Here is a 21,012-nt window from a genome sequence, read left to right on the forward strand (position 1 = left end):
AGCCCCAGGACCGGCCGGGCGTCGTCGAGCATGTATCCGATCCGCGCGGCCGGGTACTCCGGTGGCCGCCGCCCACGGGGTGGTGCTGCACGAGCTCAGCCCCCAGCAGGCCTCGCTGGAGGAGGCGTTCATGCAGATGACGGCCGACTCGGTGGAGTACCACGCCGGGAGCGGCGAGGGCCGCGACGCGGCCGGCGCACCCGGCACCTGGGGCGCGACCTGGCAGGGCGCCGCGGCGCAGCAGCCGGCGGCCGTACAGCAGAAGGAGAACTGAGATGGCGTCCTTCCCGGCGGTGCTGCGCTCCGAGTGGACGAAGATCCGAAGCGTCCGGTCGACGGTCTGGACACTCGCGCTGGCCTTCGTCGTCACCCTCGGCCTCGGCGCGCTGCTGTCCCTGCTCACCAACAACAACTTCGAGGAGTTCCGGGGGGACGCGGACAGCCCGTTCGACGCCACCGGGACGGCCTTCTCCGGCATCATCCTCGGCGAACTGGCCATCATCGTCTTCGGCGTGCTGGCGGTCGGCAACGAGTACAGCAGCGGGATGATCAGGGTCACCCTGGCGGCCGTCCCGCAGCGCGGGACCCTGCTCGCCGGCAAGGCGCTGGTGCTCGGCGCCCTGGCCTTCGCGGTCTCCCTGGTCACCGCGTTCATCACGTTCTTCGTCGGCCAGGCGCTGCTCGGCGACCACTCCACCAGCCTCGGCGAACCGCACGTGCTGCGCGCGGTGTTCGGCGCGGCGATGTACCTGACGCTGCTCTGCCTGTTCTCGGCCGGCGTCACCGCGATGCTGCACAACCAGACGCTGGCGCTGGGCGTGCTGGTGCCGTTCTTCTTCCTGCTCTCGCCGATCCTCTCGGCGGTGCCGAAGGTCAAGACGCTGGCGCACTACTTCCCCGACTACGCGGGCTCGCGGATGATGCTGGTCTACGAGCAGCACAACCAGCCGTACGGCCCGTGGGCCGGCTTCGCGATCTGTGTGGCCTGGACGGCGGCCGCGCTGGTCGGCGGCGCGCTGGTGCTGAAGAAGCGCGACGCCTGACCGGCTCGCCGACGCGGTCGCGGCGCCCTCAGTACCGGGGTGCGCCGCGGCCGCGCTGGACGTTGGAGGCCCGCCGGTCGCGGGCGCCCCAGCAGGCCCGGTGCCAGTGCCGGCGGTCGTCCACCCCGGCGCCGTGCATCGGCCAGGCCACCACGTGGCCGACACCCGGCGGGATCTCCTGGTCGCAGCCCGGGCAGCGGTAGTGGCGGCCGGCGGTGCCGGCCACCGTCTGCACCACCCAGTCGTCGCCCTGGTAGCTCTCGGTGCGGCGCAGGGCGCCGCCGAGCGGGGCGGCCGGCGCCGAGGCCTCGTGATCGGCTGCACTCTTGATCCGGTTGCGGCGGGGCGACACGTCTGGCTACCTCTCTACGGGGGCTCGGAGCCGTTCCAGATTACGGCCGGCACATACCCCCCGAAGCCACTATCACGGCACCGCCCGGCGCTTCGGTGTTTCCCGTGATATCCACCCGTTCTTCTGTGAAATTCGTGGTTCGGCGTGCCATTGGCACATGACATCGGTTACTCACAAGGGGACAGGCGGGGCCCGCAGACCCTGCGCGCACCCGAGGAGGCCCAAGGATGACCAAGACCAGCGCCCGCGCCGAGACCCGCCGACCCGTCGGAGTCCGGCCACCCTCAGTCGGCCCGGCACCGACGACCGCCGGCCCGGCCGGCGCCACCGGCACCCCCCTGCCGGCGCCCCAGCGTTCCGGCGCGCGCACCACGGACACCGCACCGGTCCGGGTCGGCGCCTTCCTGCTCTCGGCGCAGTTCCCCGGCCAGACCCACGGCGAGGCCCTGGACCGGACGGTCCGGGCCACCGTCGAGGCCGAGCGGGCGGGCCTGGACAGCGTCTGGCTGGCCGAGCACCACTTCGTCCCGTACGGGGTCTGCCCGAACGCCGCCACGCTCGCCGCGATGCTGCTCGGCCGCACCCGTCGGATCGGCGTCGGCACGGCGGTCAGCGTGCTCTCCACCGCCCACCCGGTGGCGCTCGGCGAACAGGCCGCGATGCTGCACCTCGTCTCCGGCGGACGGTTCACGCTCGGGGTGGGGCGCGGCGGCCCGTGGATCGACCTGGACGTCTTCGGCGGCGGCGTGGAGGCCTTCGAGCAGGGCTTCCCGGAGCGGCTCGACCTGCTGCTGCGCTGGCTGCGCGGCACCCGGGTGGGCGCGGACGGGCCGCAGTTCAGCTTCCCGGAGGTGGCCGTGGTGCCGCGCGCCACCGAACAACCCCGGCGGCCCGACCTCGGTACCTGGCTCGGCCTCGGCGACCAGTCCGGGCCGCTGCGTTTCCCCCGCCAACGGGTGGAGACGGACGGGCCCGGCGAGGAACTCACCGCCTCGGGACGCCCGGTGGCGGGCCCGCCGATGGTGGTGGCCTGCACCTCGCCCGGCGGGGTCCGGCTCGCCGCCGAACGCGGCCTGCCGATGCTGCTCGGCATGCACTCCGGCGACGACGACAAGCTGCGGATGCTGGAGCTCTACCGCACCGCGTGGCTGGCCGCCGGCCGGAGCGAGGAGCAGCTGCGCCGGATCGGCCGTCAGCACGTCGCGGCCGGGGTGGCGCAGGTCGACGACCGCACCTCGGCGGCCCGGGCCACGCTGCTGCGCGCGATGCCCGGCTGGTTCGAGTACGGGCTCGGCGCGCACCGCACCGTGGACGGCCGCGAGCGCAAGATGCGCGACCCGCACGCGTACACCGAACTCCTCTGCGACCTGCACGCGGTGGGCACGCCGAAGCAGTGCGCCGACCGACTGCTGGCCACCGCCGAGCGCACCGGCATCAGGCGCTTCGCGCTGCTCGCCGAGGGCAGCGGCGATCATGAGGCGACCCTGGAGAACATCGCCCGCCTCGGCTCCGAGGTGCTGCCGCAACTGGGCTGACGCCGACGGACCGGTCCGGACGGCGGACGCCACCGGGCCGCCCCACCCCGCCGAGGGGAGGGGCGGCCCGGTCGCGTGCCGGTGCCGCCGCGGCCGCACCGGTGCTCGCCGCGCCGTCGTGCCGACGCAGCCGGCCCGACCGATCAGCAGTCCCGGAGTTCCTCGGACTGGTTGAGCAACTGCTCCCGGACGGACGTGAAGCGATCGAACCGCGCCTCGTTGGAGTCCGACGGCAGGAACACCGCCACCCGGTGACAGTTCTGGAAGGCCAGCCGGACACCGAAGTGGCGCTGCAGAGCGCCCCGGATGGCATCGCTGGCCAGTGCCCGCAGAAGCTGGCCGCGGGCCTGCTCGCTGGGCGGCGGTACGTGGTTGTCTGCGAAGTCGGTGCCGTCGACCTTCGCCTGGGCGACCAGCGAGCTGATCAGCTCCCAGGCGTACGGCAGGGAGACGCGGACGCAGTCGACGAATTCCCGCTCGTCGACCTCGCCCCGCTCGGCCTTTTCCAGCAGGGCCGGTGAGACGTCGAGCGACATGGATTCTCCTCTCGCGGTCCACCCGCGCGGCGCCCGGGTGGTGATGCGTAGTCCAAGCTGAGGGTGAGGGTGGGCGAATCGCGTGTGATGTCCGGAACGCCGTCGGACGGCTGTTTCCGGCACCGTGCGAAGGCGTCGGCGCCTAGGCCGCGTCGAGGACGCGTCGGGGGCTCCGGCCGCTCACAACAGCGTGGCAGCCAATGGGGGGCGAGGCCGGGGATTCCTGTGGATTGCTCCGTGAATACGCGTCGCTGCACCAGATTGGCCGGATCCTGCTGGATCGTTCATCTGAAGTCTCCGTCCCCGTTGACAGCTCCGCTGCAAGCAAGCCGTCACACACCGTAGCTGCCCGTGGGAATGGGCGCCAGAGGGCCGTCAGGCATTCGCGGGATCGCCGAACCTCCATGTTCGCGGGGTTCGCGGATTCTTCACCCGGCCGTCGCGGAATCGCATCAACTGGCCCCGGTGGGCTAGCGTGGTCGACCGTGCGTCTCGTAATTGCCCGCTGCTCAGTCGACTATGCCGGTCGGCTCTCCGCCCATCTGCCCTCCGCCACCAGGCTCATCCTGGTCAAGGCCGACGGCAGCGTCAGCATCCACGCCGACGACCGTGCCTACAAGCCGCTCAACTGGATGTCCCCGCCGTGCACCCTCAAGGAGGCCGACGGGGCCTGGACAGTGATCAACAAGGCCGGCGAGAAGCTCATCATCACGCTGGAGGAGGTGCTGCACGACTCCTCCCACGAACTCGGGGTGGACCCCGGCCTGATCAAGGACGGCGTCGAAGCACACCTCCAGGAGCTGCTGGCCGACCGGATGGAGGTGCTCGGCGCCGGCTGGTCGCTCATCCGCCGCGAGTACCCGACGGCGATCGGCCCGGTCGACATCCTCTGCCGCGACTCCGACGGCACGACCGTCGCCGTCGAGATCAAGCGCCGCGGCGAGATCGACGGCGTCGAACAGCTCACCCGCTACCTGGAGCTGCTCAACCGGGACCCGCTGCTCGCCCCGGTGAAGGGCGTCTTCGCCGCGCAGGAGATCAAGCCCCAGGCCCGCGTCCTCGCCACGGACCGCGGCATCGGCTGCGTGGTGCTGGACTACGACGGGCTGCGCGGCATCGACGACGACAAGCTCAAGCTGTTCTGACCGCCGCGTCCTGATCCGTCAGGACGGCGTCACGGGCGCCGTCGGGCTCGGTGAGCCCGGCGTCGCGCTGCCCGAGGGGCTGACGCCGGGTTCCGACGGCGAGGCCGAGGTGGTGGTCGGCGCCGGGGCCGTCGGGGTGCTCCCGCCGGACTGGCCGCCGGCACTGCCACCGCCGCCCGGCGGCGGCTGCACGGGCGGCAGCACCGGGGACTCCGGCCGACCCGGGGAGGGCGGCTGCGAGGTCGTCGCCGTCGCGGTCGGCGACTTGCCGGCCTTCTTCGACGCCGACCCGGAGGCCGACGGCGAGCGTGACGGCCCGCTGCTGCTCTCCGACGCCTCCGGCTCCGCCGTGTCCTGCGCCGGCGGGGCCTCCGGGCTCTGCGTCCCGTCGGAGGGCGTGGCGGTGGGGCTCGGGCTCGGCCGGGGCGTCGGCAGACTCGCCGGCAGACCGGTGCCGTCGTCCGTGCTGCTGCGCGGGTCGCTGCCGCGGTGCTCGTCCGGGCCCGCGACGCTCAGCCCGACCGCCGTACCGAGCACGCCGAGCGCGAGGACGGCCGCCGAGGCGGCGATCACGGTGCGCCGGGTGCCGCCCGCCGTGCCGGGGGTGGTCTTGAACCGCCACGGCACCTGCGCGATCGCCCGGATGACAGGGCGCCGGACGGGCGGCGGAGCGGTCGACTCGGTGGCGGGCAGCTGTCGACCGTCGGCGCGCAGCAGATCGAGCATCCGGCGGGCACCGGCGGCCCCGCGCGGCTCGCCGAGGGCGGCCCGCAGGGTGAGCGCGGACTCCAGTTCGGCGACGGCGCGCCCGGGCTCGCGGACGCAGATCGCGTAGACGCCCAACTCGTGGTGGAACCAGGCCTCGTCGGCCCGGGAGCCGGTGTTGCGGGCGGCCTCCAGGCCGAGCAGCAGGGCGCGCTCCCAGGCGCCCCAGCGCAGCGCCAGGGCCAGCGCCGGCCCGGCCGCCCGGGCCAGCCGCAGGACGGCGGCGTGCCGGCCGGCGGTCCGGTCGGCCAGCAGCACCCCGATCACCACCTCCGCCTCGGCCGCGATCTGCTCCGTGGAGACCGAGCTGTGCCCGACCCACCAGGCGAAGTGCTGGGCGGCGCCGTCGATGCTGCCGCGGGCCGGCCAGTGCGGGGCGAGCAGGTCGAGCGCGCCCGCGGTGAGCCGGTGGTGACCGCCGATGGACACCGCCAGCCCGGCGTCGGCGAGTTCGTGCAGTGCGCTCTCACCCTGGCCGACGTCGATCAGCGCCGGCAGGTGCGGGGCGGTCGGGCACTCGCCGCCGAGCGCCACCGCGAGCCTCAGTACGGCCTGGGCGGGCTCGCTGAGGCCCTCGGCGAGCCGGACGGCGGGCGAGGCGCTCTCGGCCACGGACGGCAGCGGGACGGTCCCGCGCAGCTCGCTCTCGCGGACCGCCGGGTCGGGGTGCCGGTCAGGTTCCTCGACCGCGCCGAAGACGCCCAGCCGGTCCTCCTCGGCGGCGACCAGCGCGTCCACCGCGACGTCCCGCTGGCGCAGCAGCGCGGCGGCCTGGACGAAGCGCAGCGGCAGCCCCTCGGACTCGAACCAGAGGTCGACCGCCCAGGCCTTCTCGGCCGCGTCGAGGGGCCGGCCGGCCAGCCGGGCGGTGAGCGCGAGGCAGGCGGAGCGGGAGAGGCCGGCGACGAGGTGATCCCGCAGCCGGGAGTCGGCGGGCAGCGGCGGGCTGTCCGGGGCCACGGAGATCAGGAAGGCGCAGTCGGGGGCGGCGGCGAGCAGGTGCTCCAGCTTCGCGCCGACCGGTTCTACCTCGTCGACGACCACGATCGCGCCGACCCGGGCGAGGTGCTCGGCGAGTTGGCCCGGATCGGGGCGGAAGCCGGGGGCCTGGTGGGTGGCGGCGAAGAGGTCCTGGAGCAGGTCGTCGCCGGTGCGGCGGTGGCCGCAGAGCTGGACGACACCGCCGGGCGCGAGGTCGCCGGCCGCCTCGGCGACGGCGGACAGCAGCGCGCTGCGGCCCGAGCCGGCCTGGCCGACCAGGCGTATCGAACGCCCCTCGGCGAGCAGGCCGAGCAGGTGCGCGATGTCGGCCTCGCGGTCGAGCAGCGGCAGGTCGGCGGGGCCGGCGCCGAGGGCGAGCGGTCCGACCGCGCGGCCGGGGCCGCCGACCGGGCCGCGGGCGGGTTCGGTGCGCCCGATCCGGCGCGGGCGGGGCCGCCACTCGTCGGGGCAGGGCCGGACCTCGGAACCGTCCGGGGTGCCGACGGTCACCAGCAGGGCGCCGGAGACCAGCTCACCGCCCCGGGTGCGTACGGCTTCCTGCCGGAACTCACCGGATGGCTGTCCCACGATCTGCTCCGCCCCTGGTCGGCCGACGACTCGGTACGGCCGCTCCGGGTGGGGATACGCCCCTGCCTCCGGCCGGGGGGACCCCGCCCGGCCCGGAGGCAGGGAGGAGCCGGTCCTGTCCCCGGCGGCCGTCTTTCTGACGCCAGACTCTCGCACATCCGGCCCGTCGCGCGCAGGGCGGTCCCTTCCCGAAGGGGCACGGGGGGCCGACGCAGGGCGTACGGGGGCCGACGCAGGGCACGCGGGAGCCCGGCGAAAGGGGTGCGGGAGCCCGGCGGGAGGGCCTACAGCGCCGGGCCCAGCGCGGGCAGCGTCGCGCCGCGGGGCTCCGAGACAACGCCCTCGACGGCGAGGATCCGGTGCAGCCGGGTGGCCACCAGCAGCCGCTGGAGCTGCGCCGGGACGGACCGCAGCACCAGCCGGCGGCCGATCCGGCCGGCCCGGCGGTGGGTTCCCATGATCACGCCGAGGCCGGTGGCGTCCCAGAACTCCAGCCGGGCGAGGTCCAGCACGAGGTCGCCGCGGCCGCCGTCGATGGCCTGGTGCAGCCGGACCCGGGCGTCGGCGGCGGTGCGCACGTCGAGGCGGCCCTCGATGGCCAGCGCCGCGTGGTCGCCCGTGATGCGCATGGTCTCCTCCTCCGCCTGGCGGTCACTGGTACGGGTCGTTCCGCCCCGGCCGCGCGGGCCCGGGAGCGGGTGTCCATCCGGGCGGGCCTGAAGCCCCGCGCCCGGGTCCGGCCGCAGCGTCGTCGGCGTGGACCGGGTCCCCCTCATCTGACGGTGAACCAGGTCCGCAGGTTGCTGGTTCCGGCCAGATCTGAAGCAACTTCACTCGTCCGAGGGAATATACGCAGGAACTCCCCACACCTACGCTCGATTACCGCCCAAATCACCCGTCTGCGGTACCCGGCGTGAGGAAACTCACCTACCCCGGCACGGTGGGCCGTACGGTGCTGCGACCGCACGGCCCGGCCGGTCACCGGCCCCGGTGCGTCACTTGCCCGGGTGCGGGTAGAAGCCCTGGCCGCTCTTGCGGCCCAGGTCACCGGCGGTGACCATGCGCGCCATGATCTCCGGCGGGGCGAACTTCTCGTCCTGGGTCTCGGCGTAGATGTTCCGGGCGGCGTGCAGCAGGATGTCGACGCCGGTCATGTCGGCGGTCTCCAGCGGGCCCATCGGGTGGCCGAAACCGAGCCGACAGGCAGTGTCGATGTCCTCCGCGGTGGCGACACCCGACTCGTAGAGCTTGGCGGCCTCGACGACCAGCGCGCTGATCAGGCGGGTGGTGATGAAGCCGGCCACGTCGCGGTTGACCACCACGACCTCCTTGCCGACGCCCTCGGCGAAGGCGCGCGCGGTGGCGAGCGTCTCGTCGCTGGTCTTGTAGCCGCGCACCAGCTCGACCAGGCGCATCAGCGGCACCGGCGAGAAGAAGTGCATGCCGACGACCGACTCGGGGCGGCGGGTGACGGCCGCGATCCGGGTGATCGGAATGGCCGAGGTGTTGGAGGCCAGCACCGCACCGTCCTTGGCGATCTTGTCGAGCTCCTTGAAGACGCCTTCCTTGACGTCCAGCTGCTCGAAGACCGCCTCGACCACGATGTCGGCCTCGGCGACCGCGCCCAGGTCCGTCGTGGTGGTGATCCGGCCGAGCGCCGCCTCGGCGTCCTCGGCGGTCAGCCTGCCCTTGGCGACGAACTTCTCGTACGAGGCGCGAATTCCCGCGAGACCGCGCTGCAGCGCCTCCTCGGTGACGTCCCGCAGCACCACCGGGTGACCTGCCTGGGCGGAGACCTGGGCGATCCCGGCCCCCATCAGGCCGGCCCCGATCACGGCGATCTGCTTGCTGGACGCGTTGCTCATGGCTGGGTCTCCCGGATGCCGTCGCCGCCCTGTGGGCGGGCCCTGAAGGCGGCTCAGCGCAGGGGTCACCCGCTCATGAGCCGCGCCGCTCATGCGCCGGACTCTAATGCCCTTCCGCCCGCCGTGGTGTCATCCGGGAGTGTGATCTGCGACCGAGAGCCGCCGGCACCCGGGAGGCGGCGCCCACCCCCGAGGTGCCGCAGGCTCGGCACGGCCCGGGACCGGAGGGCCGCTGTTCAGATCGTCAGCCCGAGGTCCTGGGCCAGGATCGCCGCCTGCACCCGGCTGCGCAGCCGCAGCTTGGCGAGGATCCGGCTGACGTGCGTCTTGGTGGTCGCCTCGGCCATCTCCAGCCGCCCGGCGATCTCGCCGTTCGACAGCCCGGCCCCGATGCAGGCCAGCACCTCCCGCTCACGCGGGGTGAGCCCCGACACCGACTCCCGCGCCTCGGGCCCGACCGCGCGCCCGGGGCGGGCGAAGGTGTCGATCAGCCGCCGGGTCACCGAGGGCGCCAGCATGCCGTCCCCGCGCGCCACCGTGCGGATGCCCTGGACCAGGGTGTCCGCCTCCAGGTCCTTGAGCAGGAAGCCGGCCGCGCCGGCCCGCAGCGCGCCGTACACGTACTCGTCCAGGTCGAAGGTGGTCAGCACCAGGACCTGCGCCGCTCCGGCGGCCACCACCCGGGCGGTCGCCGAGACGCCGTCCAGCCGGGGCATCTGCACGTCCATCAGGACGACGTCGGGCCGCAGTTCCAGGGCCAGCCGCACCGCCTCCTCGCCGTCCGCGGCCTGCCCGACCACCTCCAGGTCCGGCTCGGCCCGCAGGATCATCACCAACGCCGCCCGGACGGCCGCCTGGTCCTCGGCCACCAGCACCCGAATCGTCATGCCTGCCGCTCCCCTTCCTCCGTCACCAGCTCCCGCGGCAGCACCGCGCGCACGCTCCAGCAGTCACCCTCCGGGCCGGCCTCGAAGCTGCCGCCGAGCAGCCCGGCCCGCTCCCCCATGCCCACCAGCCCGGCCCGGGCGCCGGGCAGTCCCCGGCCGGCGTCGGCGCGGTAGGGGCTGTCCACGGCGATGCTCAGTTCCCGCGGCCCGTAGTCCACCACCACCCGGACCCGGCCCGGGCCGGCGTGCTTCAGCGCGTTGGTGAGCGACTCCTGCACGATCCGGTACGCCGCCAGCTCGACCGGCACCGCCAGCTTCCCGCGCTCGCCGCGCTCCGCGAGGTCGAAGTCCAGCCCCACGTCCCGCCCGGCCGCCCGGGCCTTGGCCAGCAGCGCGTCCACCGCCCCCAGATCGGGCGCGGCGTAGGACTCGTCGGCCTCGCCGCCGCCGCTGTCGCGCAGCAGCCCGATCATGCGGCGCATTTCGGCCAATCCCTGCACACTGTTCTCCCGGATCACCCCCATCGCCGACACCAACGGGTCCTCCTCGGAGCGTCGCTGACGCCGGGCCACCGACTGGGCGCCGGTGGCGTGGATCGCGATGGCGGACAGGTGGTTGGCCACCACGTCGTGCAACTCCCGGGCCATTCGGGACCGTTCGGCGACCACTGCCTGGCGCCGGTCCATCTCGGAGAGCAGCGCGGTCTGCTCGGCACGCAGCCGCTGGGTCTCCGCCTCCTCCCGGTGCCTGCGCACCAGGTCCCCCGTCCAGACCGGCCCGAGGAAGATCAGTGAGGTGATCACCACCACGGCCAGCGCCGTGGGGGCGTCGCTGTACAGGAAGGACAGGCTGCTCAGGACGATCACCGAGCCGGCGCCGGTCAGGTGCAGGACGCGGGACATCCGCGGGCTGCCGTAGAGCACCGACGCGTAGAGCAGGTCGGTGTACATGATGGTGGTCGCGATCAGCGCACCGGTGAAGATGCTCACGGCGAAGACCACCCCGCCGATCGCCACCGTCAGGATCGGACGGGTGCGCCGGAACAGCTCCAGCCCGGCGGTGAGCAGCAGCGGTGGCAGCACCACCCAGCGCGGGACGCCCTCTGAGTGGTCGTAGACCTTGAAGGCGATCAGCACCAGCCCGCCGACCGACCCGGCGAGGGCGATCGCCCGGTCCTCCTGCCGCGGGGTGAGTGTGGGTCTGCGCACTCCCCCATCAGATCATCCCCGGCCGGGCCTCCGGCTCCGGTACGGGGAGGAGGAGCCGTACATCGAAAGGTGCAGAGCCGGCTCGGCTCCGGTGACGACGACCGGTGCGCCCCGACGGGCGAGGCTGGAGGCGCCGCCGATCGACCTGGGAGCACTCCATGATCGTCACTCTGATCGTCGCGGCCGAGGTCGCGTTCTGGATCCTCCTCGCGCTCGGCCTCGCCACCCGCTACCTGCTGCGGCTGCGCGCGGTGAGCACCGTCCTGCTGGTCGGCCTGCCGGTGGTGGACCTGACCCTGTTCGCCCTGATCGTGCTCGACCTGCGCGGCGGCGCCACCGCCGGGTGGACGCACGCGCTGGCGGCCGGTTACGCGGGCTTCTCCATCGGCTACGGGCCGTCCCTGGTCCGCTGGGCCGACCGGCACTTCCAGTACCGCTTCGCCGGCGGCCCCAAGCCCAAGGGCGCCCCCAAGTACGGCGCCGAGCGGACCGCCCACGAGTGGCGGATCTGCCGGCGCACCGTGGCCTCGGCCGCGATCACGCTGGGGCTGATCACCGCCCTCGTCCCGCTCTCCGACGGCGCCGCCCACGTCGCCACCTTCACCGGCTGGTACCTGCGGCTGGGCCTGACGGCCGGGATCAACGTGATCGTGGCCGGCTGCTACTCGCTCTGGCCCAAGGAGGCCCCGGCCGGCGCGATCGTCGAGGAGGGCCACGTGGTCGGCTGGAAGATCCCCCAGCAGCGGTAGCGGTCAGCCCACCGCCGGTCGCCCCGCCGACCGGCGGGGCGACCGGTTCAGCGGTTCTCGCCCGGCACCCAGAGCACGTCGCCGCGCTCCTTGTTGGCCGCCCGGGCCAGGATGAACAGCAGGTCGGAGAGCCGGTTGAGGTACTTGGCGGTCAGCGGGTTCACGGTGTCCCCGTGCTCCTCGATCGCCGCCCAGGTGGCCCGCTCGGCCCGCCGCACCACCGTGCAGGCGAGGTGCAGGTGCGCCGCCCCCACCGTGCCGCCGGGGAGGATGAAGCTGCGCAGCTTCTCCAGCGACTCCAGGTAGTGGTCGCAGTCCGCCTCCAGCTTGTCGATGTAGGACTGCAGCACCCGCAGCGGCGGGTACTTCGGGTCCTCCACCACCGGGGTGGCCAGGTCCGCACCGACGTCGAAGAGATCGTTCTGCACCCGGACGAGCACCGCGGCGACGTCCTCGGACAGGCCCCCGGCGGCGATCGCCACGCCGATCGCGGCGTTGGCCTCGTTGGTGTCGGCGTACGCGATCAGGCGCGGGTCGGTCTTGGTCGTGCGGCTCATGTCACCGAGCGCGGTGGTGCCGTCGTCGCCGGTACGGGTGTAGATGCGCGTCAGATTGACCATGCCGCCAGACTAGCGAGCCCGGTTAGGCGACGTTAACCCTCTGGCCGGGTGGGGCGGCTTCCAGCCAGGCGAGGAAGCCGGTCAGGGCGTCGTCGCTCATCGCCAGCTCCAGCGGGGCGCCGTTGTGCAGGCACCGGAGCACGACCGAGCCGGAGAGCAGCGCCAGCTCCTCCTGGCCCTCGGGGTAGCGCCGGCCCAGCACCTCGATCTCCCGGCGCGGAAGCACCTTGCGCGGGCGCGGGGCGTACGAGAAGACCCGGAACCACTCGATCGAGTCACCGCTGTAGCGGCCGATACCAAAAACCCACCCCTTGCCGTCGGTCTGCGGGACCGGGGCGGAGGTGGGTTTGCCGTTCTCGTCGAGGTCGGGCTCTGTCGAGGCGTCGGCGGGCATTTTGAGCCGGTAGCTGCAGTCGAACGTGCCGCCGACCCGCTGGATCACACGGCGCCGTACCGCGAACACCACCAGGCCGATCACACCCAGCGCAACGACCGCCGCGCACACCACAAGGGCGAGGACCATGCTCACCTACCTCCTCGCTACCCGCGTTCCCCGTATCGGTCGTATCAGGCGACCGCGTTGACCTACCAACTGAGACGACAGTCCCGGGGTCACGCTCACGCGTCCCCGGGACCGTCGGTCGACCCCGCTAAGCCAGGGTCCGGCGCACTCAGGCGTGGGCCTTGAGACCGCGCGCCGCGAACAGACGCACCTCGGCGCGTCGCTCGGCGTGCTCGTCCAGGTCCGACTTCGCCTGCTCCAGCGCACGCTCGGCGCGCGCGACATCGATCTCGTCCGCCAGCTCGGCGATCTCCGCGAGCAGAGACAGCTTGTTGTCGGCGAAGGAGATGAAGCCGCCGTGCACCGCGGCGATCACGGTGCCGCCGTCCACGGTGCGGATGGTGACCGGACCGGTCTCCAGCACGCTCAGCACCGGGGTGTGACCCGGCATGATGCCGGTGTCACCGGAGGCCGTACGGGCGACGACGATGGTGGCCGCACCGGACCACACCTTGCGGTCGGCTGCGACCAGCTCGACGTGCAGCTCAGCCAACGTGGGCTCCTAGGCTCATGCAACGCCCGATTACTCGGGAGTTTCGGTAAGAATAACGGGCCCGCGCCCCCGGCATGAAACCGGCGGCACGGATTTGACCGGAATCACAGCCGATGCGACGCGAGGGGTGGGTCCCAGGGCTGGGGCCCACCCCTCACAGTCACTCGCTGCTACCGGACGCGACTACTTCTTCGCGAGCTCGGCGGCGTTCTTCTCGAGGTCCTCGATGCCACCGCACATGAAGAAGGCCTGCTCGGGAACGGCGTCGTACTTGCCGTCCGCGATCGCGTTGAAGGCCTCGATGGTCTCCGACAGCGGCACGGTCGAACCCTCGACACCGGTGAACTGCTTCGCCACGTAGGTGTTCTGCGAGAGGAAGCGCTCGATGCGACGGGCCCGGTGGACCGTGATCTTGTCGTCCTCGGACAGCTCGTCGATACCGAGGATCGCGATGATGTCCTGCAGGTCCTTGTACTTCTGCAGGATCCCCTTGATACGGATGGCCGTGTCGTAGTGGGTCTGCGCGATGTACCGCGGGTCGAGGATGCGGGACGTGGAGTCCAGCGGGTCGACGGCCGGGTAGATGCCCTTCTCCGAGATCGGGCGCGACAGAACGGTCGTCGCGTCCAGGTGGGCGAAGGTGGTGGCCGGGGCCGGGTCGGTCAGGTCGTCCGCGGGGACGTAGATCGCCTGCATCGAGGTGATCGAGTGACCGCGGGTCGAGGTGATGCGCTCCTGGAGGAGGCCCATCTCGTCGGCCAGGTTCGGCTGGTAACCCACCGCGGAGGGCATCCGGCCGAGCAGGGTCGACACCTCGGAACCGGCCTGGGTGAACCGGAAGATGTTGTCGATGAAGAGGAGCACGTCCTGCTTCTCGACGTCACGGAAGTACTCCGCCATGGTCAGCGCGGAGAGCGCGACGCGCAGACGGGTGCCCGGCGGCTCGTCCATCTGGCCGAAGACCAGCGCGGTCTTGTCCAGAACGCCCGAGTCGACCATCTCGTGGATGAGGTCGTTGCCCTCACGGGTGCGCTCGCCGACGCCGGCGAAGACCGACACACCACCGAAGTTCTCGGCGACGCGGTAGATCATCTCCTGGATCAGAACGGTCTTGCCGACACCGGCACCACCGAACAGACCGATCTTGCCACCGGTGACGTACGGGGTGAGCAGGTCGATGACCTTGATGCCGGTCTCGAACATCTCGGTCTTGGACTCGAGGTCCTTGAACTCCGGCGCCTTGCGGTGGATCGGCCAGCGAACCTTGACCTCGGCCTCGAACTCGGCCTTGTCGACGTTCAGCACCTCACCGAGGGCGTTGAACACCTTGCCCTTGGTGATCTGGCCGACCGGCACCGAGATGGCGGAACCGGTGTCGGACACCTGCGCGCCACGGACCAGGCCGTCGGTCGGCTGCATCGAGATGCCGCGGACCATGCCGTCGCCGAGGTGCTGGGCGACCTCAAGGGTGAGGATCTTCTTGCCCGTGCCGTCGGGGTTCTCCACCTCGACGTGCAGGGCGTTGAACATGTTGGGAATCGCGTCGACGGGGAACTCCACGTCGACGACCGGGCCGATGACCCGCGCGACGCGGCCCGTCGCCGTGGTCGGCTCAACAGTGGTGGTCATTCTCATTCGCTCCCGCGGCTCGCGTCGGCGAGGGCGTTGGCACCGCCGACGATCTCGCTGATTTCCTGGGTGATCTCGGCCTGACGGGCCGAGTTGGCAAGCCGCGTGAGCGACTTGATGAGCTCTCCGGCGTTGTCCGTCGCGCTCTTCATCGCGCGCCGACGTGCGGCGTGCTCCGAAGCGGCGGACTGCAGCAACGCGTTGTAGATCCGGCTCTCGACGTACCGCGGCAGCAGCGCGTCGAGGACGCCCTCGGCCGACGGCTCGAAGTCGTACAGCGGGAAGATCTCGTGCGTGGCCTTCGACTCGTCGCTGAGCTCGACCTCGTCGAGCTTCAGCGGCAGCAGCCGGGCGTCCACCGCGGTCTGAGTCAGCATGGACTCGAACTTGGTCGACACCAGGTGCAGCTCGTCCACGCCACCGGTCTCGGCCGTGAAGGCCTCGATCAGATCGGCCGCGACGGCCTTGGCGTCACCGTAGGTCGGCTTGTCCGAGAAGCCCGTCCACGACTCCGCGACCGCGAGGTCACGGAAGTTGTAGTACGAGACGCCCTTACGGCCGACGATGTACGTCACCACGTCCTTGCCCTCGTTGCGCAGCTTCGCGCTGAGCGCGATCGCCTGCTTGATGGCGTTGGTCGAGTAGCCGCCCGCCAGGCCGCGGTCCGCCGTGATCATCAGGACGGCGGCACGCGAGGCGTTCGGGTTCTCGGTGGTGAGCGGGTGCTTGGCGTTGGACCGGGTGGCCACCGCCGTCACCGCCCGGGTGAGCTCATCGGCGTACGGAGTGGAGGCGGCCACCGCGCGCTGCGCCTTGACGATGCGCGACGCGGAGATCATCTCCATCGCCTTGGTGATCTTCTTCGTCGCGGTGACAGAGCGGATCCGGCGCTTGTAGACCCGAAGCTGTGCTCCCATGGGTCGTTACGTCCTTTCCCTCGTTACCGGACTCAGGCCTGCTCGGAGAGCAGCTTGCCGTCAGCCGTGGTGAAGCCCTGCTTGAAGGCGTCGATCGCCGTGGTCAGCGCGTCGATGGTGCCGTCCTCCAGCTTGGAGGTCTCGACGATGCCGGCCAGCAGGTTCTTGTGCTGAAGGCGCAGGTGGTCCAGGAACTCGCGCTCGAAGCGGCGGATCTCCGCGACCGGGACGTCGTCCAGCTTGCCGGTGGTGCCGGCCCAGATGGAGACGACCTGCTCCTCGACCGGGAACGGCTGGTACTGGCCCTGCTTGAGCAGCTCGACCATGCGCGCACCGCGCTCCAGCTGGGCCTTGGAGGCCGAGTCCAGGTCGGAACCGAAGGCGGCGAACGCCTCCAGCTCACGGTACTGGGCCAGGTCCAGGCGCAGGCGGCCGGCGACCGACTTCATGGCCTTGATCTGGGCCGAGCCACCGACGCGGGAGACCGAGATACCGACGTTCACGGCCGGGCGGATGCCGGCGTTGAACAGGTCGGACTCCAGGAAGCACTGGCCGTCGGTGATCGAGATGACGTTGGTCGGGATGTACGCCGAGACGTCGTTGGCCTTGGTCTCGATGATCGGCAGACCGGTCATCGAGCCGGCACCCAGCTCGTCGGAGAGCTTCGCGCAGCGCTCCAGCAGGCGGGAGTGCAGGTAGAAGACGTCACCCGGGTAGGCCTCGCGGCCCGGCGGACGACGGAGCAGCAGCGACACGGAGCGGTACGCCTCGGCCTGCTTCGACAGGTCGTCGAAGATGATGAGGACGTGCTTGCCGTCGTACATCCACTCCTGGCCGATGGCCGAACCGGTGTACGGGGCGAGGTACTTGAAGCCGGCCGGGTCGGAGGCGGGAGCAGCCACGATGGTGGTGTACTCCAGCGCGCCGGCCTCCTCCAGGGCACCGCGCACGGACGCGATGGTGGAGCCCTTCTGGCCCACGGCGACGTAGATGCAGCGGACCTGCTTCTTCGGGTCGCCCGAGCGCCAGTTGTCGCGCTGGTTGATGATCGTGTCGATCGCCACCGCGGTCTTGCCGGTCTGGCGGTCGCCGATGATCAGCTGACGCTGGCCGCGGCCGATCGGGGTCATCGCGTCGATGGCCTTGATACCGGTCTGCATCGGCTCGTGGACCGACTTGCGGACCATGACGCCGGGGGCCTGCAGCTCCAGGGCGCGACGCCCGGTGGAGGCGATGTCGCCCAGACCGTCGATCGCGTTGCCCAGCGGGTCCACGACGCGGCCGAGGTAGCCGTCGCCGACCGGCACGGAGAGGACCTCGCCGGTGCGACGCACCGTCTGGCCCTCCTCGATGCCGCCGAACTCACCGAGGATGACGACACCGATCTCACGGGTGTCGAGGTTCAGCGCGAGGCCGAGCGTGCCGTCCTCGAACTTCAGCAGCTCGTTCGCCATGACCGAGGGCAGACCCTCGACATGGGCGATGCCGTCCGCCGCGTCAGTGACCGTGCCGACCTCTTCACGCGAGGCGGCGTCCGGCTGGTACGACTGGACAAAGTCGGCCAGCGCGTCCCGGATTTCCTCCGGACGGATCGTAAGCTCCGCCATCAGGCTTCCCTGCTCTCCTAGTTTGCGATCCTCGGCCCGCCATTGAGGGCCGCAAGTATTCGACTCTCGGCCGGGTCTCTCGAACCGGCCGTACGATTTGCCGGCTCCGGTGGAGCCGGTTCCCGACCGAGGGTCGGATGTGCTTCGGTGCTCAGCCTTCGAGCGACTGGCGAGCGCCTTCGAGGCGGCTCGACACGGTGCCGTCGATGATCTCGTCGCCGATCTGGACCCGGACACCGCCGACGACCTCGGGGTCGACGTCGATGTTCAGGTGGACCCGGCGGCTGTACAGCCGGCCCAGAGCACCCTCCAGGCGCTCCTTCTGGCCGTCCGACAGCGGCACCGCGGTGGTGACCAGGGCCACCACGCGCCCGCGCCGTGCGGCGGCGAGCTTCGAGTAGGACTCCAGGCCCTGCTCAAGGCTACGGCCACGCGGGTTGTTCACCAGGGCGGTGACCAGCCGGACGGTGCCCGCGTTGGCGCGGCCGCCGAGCAGCTTCTTGATCAGCGCAGCCTTGGCGACGGCACCGGCCTTGGGCTCGGTCAGGCCGGCGCGCAGCTCCTGAGAGCCGCTCACCACCCGGCCGAACCGGAACAGCTCGTCCTCGACGTCGTCCAGGACACCGGCCTTGTCGGCGGCGATGACCTCGGCGTACGCGGCCAGCTCCTCGACCCCGTCGACCAGGTCACGCGAGCCCGACCAGCGGGAGCGGACCAGGCCGGAGACCAGGTCGAGGGTCTCGCCGGAGACCTGTCCGGTCAGCAGCGAGGAGACCAGCTGGGCCTTGTCCTGGCCCGACCGGGACGGGTCGGTCAGAACGCGGCGCAGCGACACCTCACGGTCCAGGAGGACCGTGACGGCGGTGAGCTCCTCGGCCACCTTGACCGCGTCCACCGAGGTGGAGTCGGTCAGGGCTTCGAGGTTCTGCCGCCCGGCGGCGAGGGCCTCGCGGCTTGCGCCGATCACTTGGCCGCACCCTGAGCAACGGTGGCCTTGGCCTCCAGCTCGTCCAGGAAGCGGTCAATCACGCCGCTCTGCCGGGCGTGGTCCTCAAGGGACTCACCCACGATGCGGGAGGCCAGCTGCGAAGCGAGCGACCCGACGTCCTGGCGCAGGGCGGCAGTCGCCTGCTTCTTGTCGGCTTCGATCTGGGCGTGACCGGCGGCGACGATGGCCTCGCGCTGACGCTGGCCCTCCTCGCGCATCTCGGCGAGCTGGGCAGCGCCCTGCTCACGGGACTGCTCGACGATGCGGGCAGCCTCGTGACGCGCCTCGGCGAGCTCGGCGCGGTACTGCTCAAGCAGGGCCTGGGCCTCAGCCTGAGCGGCCTCGGCGCGCTCCATACCGCCCTCGATCGCATCCCGGCGCTCCGACAGCACCTTCTCGATGCTGGGGAGGAGCTTCTTGCCGAGGATCCCGAAGACGATGAAGAAGCAGAGCAGGCCGATGATGATCTCGGGCCATGCGGGGAGGAGAGGATTCATGATCTCCTCCTCCTCCGCGAGGTGAGCCACGATGCTCATATCTGGACCTTCCTCGAAGGGTCTACAGCCGGGATTACTTGGGGCCCTGGCCGAAGACGAACGGCATGACGATGCCGATGAGGGCGAGCGCCTCGGTCAGCGCGAAGCCGATGAACATGTTGGAGCGGATCAGGCCGGCGGCCTCGGGCTGGCGGGCCATGGCCTGCACGCCGTTACCGAAGATCAGACCGACGCCGATGCCGGGGCCGATCGCGGCGAGGCCGTAACCGATGGAAGCGACGGAACCGTAGACGCCGACCTCAGCGAGCATGCTCATTGCAGTGTGTCCTTTGCGGGGATGGTGTACCGGTGGTGATTGGCCACCGGGCGTTCCGGGAGTGGTTCAGGAGGGCCGTGGCCCCTGGCTCAGTGCGCCTCTTCGAGGGCACCGGCGATGTAGCTGCTGGCCAGCATCACGAAGATGTAGGCCTGCAGGAACTGGACCAGCAGCTCGAAGGCGGTCAGGCCGACGGCGACGATGAACGAGGCCGAGCCGTAGAGCGCGCCCAGGGTCGGGCTGAGCAGGTACCAGGAGGCGATGGAGAACATCACGATCAGCAGGTGGCCGGCGAACATGTTCGCGAAGGCTCGGACCGCGAGCGTGAACGGACGCACGAAGATGTTCGAGAAGAACTCGATCGGCACCAGGATGAACATGACCCAGCCGGGAATGCCCGAGGGCCAGCAGAGGTTCTTCAGACCGCCGACGAAGCCGTGCTTCTTGAAGGTCAGCGTCATGTAGGTGACCCAGACGACGGCCGCGAGGCCGGCCGGGAACGCGATCGCCGCCGTCACCGGGAACTGGGCGAACGGGATGACCGACATGATGTTCATCAACCAGACGAAGAAGAACATCGAGACCAGCATCGGGACGTACTTCTCGCCCTTCTTGCCGATCGTCTCCAGCACGATGGACCGCTTGACGAAGTCGTAGCCGATCTCACCGACCAGCTGCAGCTTGCCGGGCACGAGGCGCGGCTTGGCGAAGGCGGCCCAGAAGAAGGCGACGACGAGCAGCGAGACGATGATCGACAGCAGCATCGGCTTGTTGAACTCGACGCTGCCGATCGAGAAGATCGGCTCGAACTGGAACTCGTTCAGGCCCGGGGCCGGGAAGCCGCAGCCAGCGTCCCCGAAGTGGCAACTGCCTGAGGCGAGCGAAGACGTGAGTTCAGCACTCACCACGGACTCCTTCGTCGTGACGCATGGTTACGGCAACCTCGGTGTGTCGGCGTGGCCTGCGGCCACGGTGCGGCACTGGAACTTGATGGGTTTCTCGCCGACCCCGCGCGGAAGTGCTCTGCACCACAGCGGGATCATCGAAGACTGCAAGGATCCGGGGGGCGATCCGTCCATCGTGCGGACAGACCTGGCCTCTTCCCGTACTCCGTTGTTGCGACGGACGATAGCAGCCCGTCAGGACGGTATAAACACCGCCCCCCTCGCTGGGGGGACAGTCAGGCCTCGTCACTGTTGACGTCCCGAGTCGGAAGGCTTGTCGCCCTTGTTTTCGGAGGCGTCGGTGTCGACGTAGAAGGTCTTGGCCTTGAGTGCGCCGCGGACCTGGAAGCCCGTCCAGATCAGGGCGCAACCGAGCAGCGTGAAGGCGAAGGCCTGTCGGTTGAAGAGTTCGGTGTTCTTGAAGACCGCGAGGACGATACCGACCAGCAGGATCTGAGTGGTGTAGACCAGGAGCCCGGCAGCCATCATGATCTGCGGGTTCGACCTGGTCAGCCGGTCGAGTGCGACCTGGCCGAAGCTGAAGAAGGCCATCACCAGCAGCGTTCCGAAGAGGGCACCGAGCGCTCCCTTGCCACCCGCGACGGCAAAGGAGATCGCCATGGCGATGATCCCGGCGACCGCAGTGGGGATCGCGGCGCCGCGGAGGATCCGCGCGTCGTTGGACGGCATGTCGGCAGCTCCGGCGGCATGTCGATGTGGCGGGGGGACGGGCACAGAACGTGGTGGGTGACACCGGACCAAGAGACCGCCGCGGACCGGCCGCT

At 71.2% G+C, this 21,012-nt stretch carries 22 protein-coding genes and 1 pseudogene; 5 read left to right on the top strand and 18 right to left on the bottom strand.

The window, feature by feature from the left end; all coding sequences use genetic code 11:
* Both AB0J08_RS26620 and AB0J08_RS26625 read left to right on the top strand, forming a co-directional pair.
* A pseudogene (locus AB0J08_RS26620) lies at nucleotides 1-274 on the top strand (hypothetical protein); the annotation flags it as partial.
* Nucleotide 275: 1 nt separating this feature from the next.
* Nucleotides 276-1,043 (top strand): ABC transporter permease subunit, encoded by a 768-nt coding sequence (locus AB0J08_RS26625; RefSeq protein WP_360639330.1) that lies wholly within the window; start codon nucleotides 276-278, stop codon nucleotides 1,041-1,043.
* A 28-nt stretch (nucleotides 1,044-1,071) separates the two neighbouring features.
* On the opposite strand, the gene AB0J08_RS26630 is transcribed toward AB0J08_RS26625, so the two are convergent.
* Nucleotides 1,072-1,395: an ATP/GTP-binding protein gene (locus AB0J08_RS26630; RefSeq protein WP_360639333.1), complete on the bottom strand. Its 324-nt coding sequence runs from the start codon at nucleotides 1,393-1,395 to the stop codon at nucleotides 1,072-1,074.
* Between the two features lie 227 nt (nucleotides 1,396-1,622).
* Here AB0J08_RS26630 and AB0J08_RS26635 point away from each other — a divergent pair, with 227 nt between their 5' ends.
* Entirely contained in the window at nucleotides 1,623-2,930 is a 1,308-nt protein-coding gene (locus AB0J08_RS26635) for an LLM class flavin-dependent oxidoreductase (protein WP_360639336.1), read from the top strand.
* A 143-nt stretch (nucleotides 2,931-3,073) separates the two neighbouring features.
* Here the strand turns inward: AB0J08_RS26635 and AB0J08_RS26640 are convergent, their stop codons facing one another.
* On the bottom strand, nucleotides 3,074-3,466 hold the full coding sequence (locus tag AB0J08_RS26640) for an SCO5389 family protein (RefSeq protein WP_329489629.1): 393 nt from the start codon (nucleotides 3,464-3,466) through the stop codon (nucleotides 3,074-3,076).
* 485 nt (nucleotides 3,467-3,951) lie between these two features.
* Between AB0J08_RS26640 and nucS the strand changes: the two genes are divergently transcribed.
* Nucleotides 3,952-4,611, top strand: a complete 660-nt coding sequence (gene nucS / locus AB0J08_RS26645; RefSeq protein WP_360639339.1) for an endonuclease NucS — start codon at nucleotides 3,952-3,954, stop codon at nucleotides 4,609-4,611.
* 18 nt (nucleotides 4,612-4,629) lie between these two features.
* Here nucS and AB0J08_RS26650 read toward each other — a convergent pair whose 3' ends face one another.
* The 5 genes from AB0J08_RS26650 to AB0J08_RS26670 form a co-directional block, all read right to left on the bottom strand.
* Nucleotides 4,630-6,945 carry an ATP-binding protein gene (locus AB0J08_RS26650; RefSeq protein WP_360639342.1) on the bottom strand — a complete coding sequence of 772 codons (2,316 nt, stop codon included), beginning with the start codon at nucleotides 6,943-6,945 and terminating at the stop codon, nucleotides 4,630-4,632.
* Between the two features lie 284 nt (nucleotides 6,946-7,229).
* Nucleotides 7,230-7,574 (bottom strand): STAS domain-containing protein, encoded by a 345-nt coding sequence (locus tag AB0J08_RS26655; protein WP_360639345.1) that lies wholly within the window; start codon nucleotides 7,572-7,574, stop codon nucleotides 7,230-7,232.
* A 366-nt stretch (nucleotides 7,575-7,940) separates the two neighbouring features.
* Nucleotides 7,941-8,810, bottom strand: coding sequence for a 3-hydroxyacyl-CoA dehydrogenase family protein (locus AB0J08_RS26660; protein WP_360639348.1), 870 nt, complete (start codon nucleotides 8,808-8,810; stop codon nucleotides 7,941-7,943).
* Between the two features lie 236 nt (nucleotides 8,811-9,046).
* Nucleotides 9,047-9,697, bottom strand: coding sequence for a response regulator transcription factor (locus tag AB0J08_RS26665; RefSeq protein ID WP_360639351.1), 651 nt, complete (start codon nucleotides 9,695-9,697; stop codon nucleotides 9,047-9,049).
* Nucleotides 9,694-10,905, bottom strand: a complete 1,212-nt coding sequence (locus AB0J08_RS26670) for a histidine kinase (RefSeq protein WP_360639354.1) — start codon at nucleotides 10,903-10,905, stop codon at nucleotides 9,694-9,696. The genes AB0J08_RS26665 and AB0J08_RS26670 overlap by 4 nt, the downstream gene beginning before the upstream one ends.
* Before the next feature lie 158 nt (nucleotides 10,906-11,063).
* On the opposite strand from AB0J08_RS26670, the gene AB0J08_RS26675 reads away from it, so the two are divergent.
* Nucleotides 11,064-11,654 (top strand): hypothetical protein, encoded by a 591-nt coding sequence (locus AB0J08_RS26675; RefSeq protein WP_360639358.1) that lies wholly within the window; start codon nucleotides 11,064-11,066, stop codon nucleotides 11,652-11,654.
* A 47-nt stretch (nucleotides 11,655-11,701) separates the two neighbouring features.
* On the opposite strand, the gene AB0J08_RS26680 is transcribed toward AB0J08_RS26675, so the two are convergent.
* The 11 genes from AB0J08_RS26680 to AB0J08_RS26730 all read right to left on the bottom strand — a co-directional run bounded on the left by AB0J08_RS26680 (nucleotide 11,702) and on the right by AB0J08_RS26730 (nucleotide 20,917).
* On the bottom strand, nucleotides 11,702-12,274 hold the full coding sequence (locus AB0J08_RS26680; protein WP_360639361.1) for a cob(I)yrinic acid a,c-diamide adenosyltransferase: 573 nt from the start codon (nucleotides 12,272-12,274) through the stop codon (nucleotides 11,702-11,704).
* A 22-nt stretch (nucleotides 12,275-12,296) separates the two neighbouring features.
* A complete protein-coding gene (locus tag AB0J08_RS26685) occupies nucleotides 12,297-12,797 on the bottom strand; it encodes a DUF2550 domain-containing protein (RefSeq protein WP_360639364.1) in 501 nt (166 codons plus the stop codon).
* Nucleotides 12,798-12,945: 148 nt separating this feature from the next.
* Entirely contained in the window at nucleotides 12,946-13,329 is a 384-nt protein-coding gene (locus AB0J08_RS26690) for a F0F1 ATP synthase subunit epsilon (RefSeq protein WP_360639367.1), read from the bottom strand.
* Between the two features lie 183 nt (nucleotides 13,330-13,512).
* The gene (atpD, locus tag AB0J08_RS26695) at nucleotides 13,513-14,958 is read right to left on the bottom strand and encodes a F0F1 ATP synthase subunit beta (RefSeq protein ID WP_360639370.1); all 1,446 of its coding nucleotides are present in this window, start codon (nucleotides 14,956-14,958) and stop codon (nucleotides 13,513-13,515) included.
* Nucleotides 14,959-14,960: 2 nt separating this feature from the next.
* A complete protein-coding gene (locus AB0J08_RS26700) occupies nucleotides 14,961-15,875 on the bottom strand; it encodes a F0F1 ATP synthase subunit gamma (RefSeq protein WP_360639373.1) in 915 nt (304 codons plus the stop codon).
* Between the two features lie 32 nt (nucleotides 15,876-15,907).
* Nucleotides 15,908-17,482 (bottom strand): F0F1 ATP synthase subunit alpha, encoded by a 1,575-nt coding sequence (atpA, locus tag AB0J08_RS26705; RefSeq protein WP_360639376.1) that lies wholly within the window; start codon nucleotides 17,480-17,482, stop codon nucleotides 15,908-15,910.
* 151 nt (nucleotides 17,483-17,633) lie between these two features.
* Complete coding sequence (locus AB0J08_RS26710; protein ID WP_360639379.1) at nucleotides 17,634-18,449, bottom strand: F0F1 ATP synthase subunit delta; 816 nt, start codon at nucleotides 18,447-18,449, stop codon at nucleotides 17,634-17,636.
* Nucleotides 18,446-19,006, bottom strand: a complete 561-nt coding sequence (locus AB0J08_RS26715; protein WP_360639382.1) for a F0F1 ATP synthase subunit B — start codon at nucleotides 19,004-19,006, stop codon at nucleotides 18,446-18,448. The genes AB0J08_RS26710 and AB0J08_RS26715 overlap by 4 nt, the downstream gene beginning before the upstream one ends.
* A gap of 34 nt (nucleotides 19,007-19,040) precedes the next feature.
* Nucleotides 19,041-19,283, bottom strand: a complete 243-nt coding sequence (atpE, locus tag AB0J08_RS26720; RefSeq protein ID WP_030302757.1) for an ATP synthase F0 subunit C — start codon at nucleotides 19,281-19,283, stop codon at nucleotides 19,041-19,043.
* Between the two features lie 89 nt (nucleotides 19,284-19,372).
* The gene (gene atpB / locus AB0J08_RS26725) at nucleotides 19,373-20,188 is read right to left on the bottom strand and encodes a F0F1 ATP synthase subunit A (RefSeq protein ID WP_360639385.1); all 816 of its coding nucleotides are present in this window, start codon (nucleotides 20,186-20,188) and stop codon (nucleotides 19,373-19,375) included.
* A gap of 285 nt (nucleotides 20,189-20,473) precedes the next feature.
* Complete coding sequence (locus AB0J08_RS26730) at nucleotides 20,474-20,917, bottom strand: hypothetical protein (protein WP_360639388.1); 444 nt, start codon at nucleotides 20,915-20,917, stop codon at nucleotides 20,474-20,476.
* Nucleotides 20,918-21,012 lie beyond the last annotated feature (95 nt).

Origin of the sequence: Kitasatospora sp. NPDC050463 (genome assembly GCF_040655255.1) — a bacterium.
Taxonomy (GTDB): domain Bacteria; phylum Actinomycetota; class Actinomycetes; order Streptomycetales; family Streptomycetaceae; genus Kitasatospora.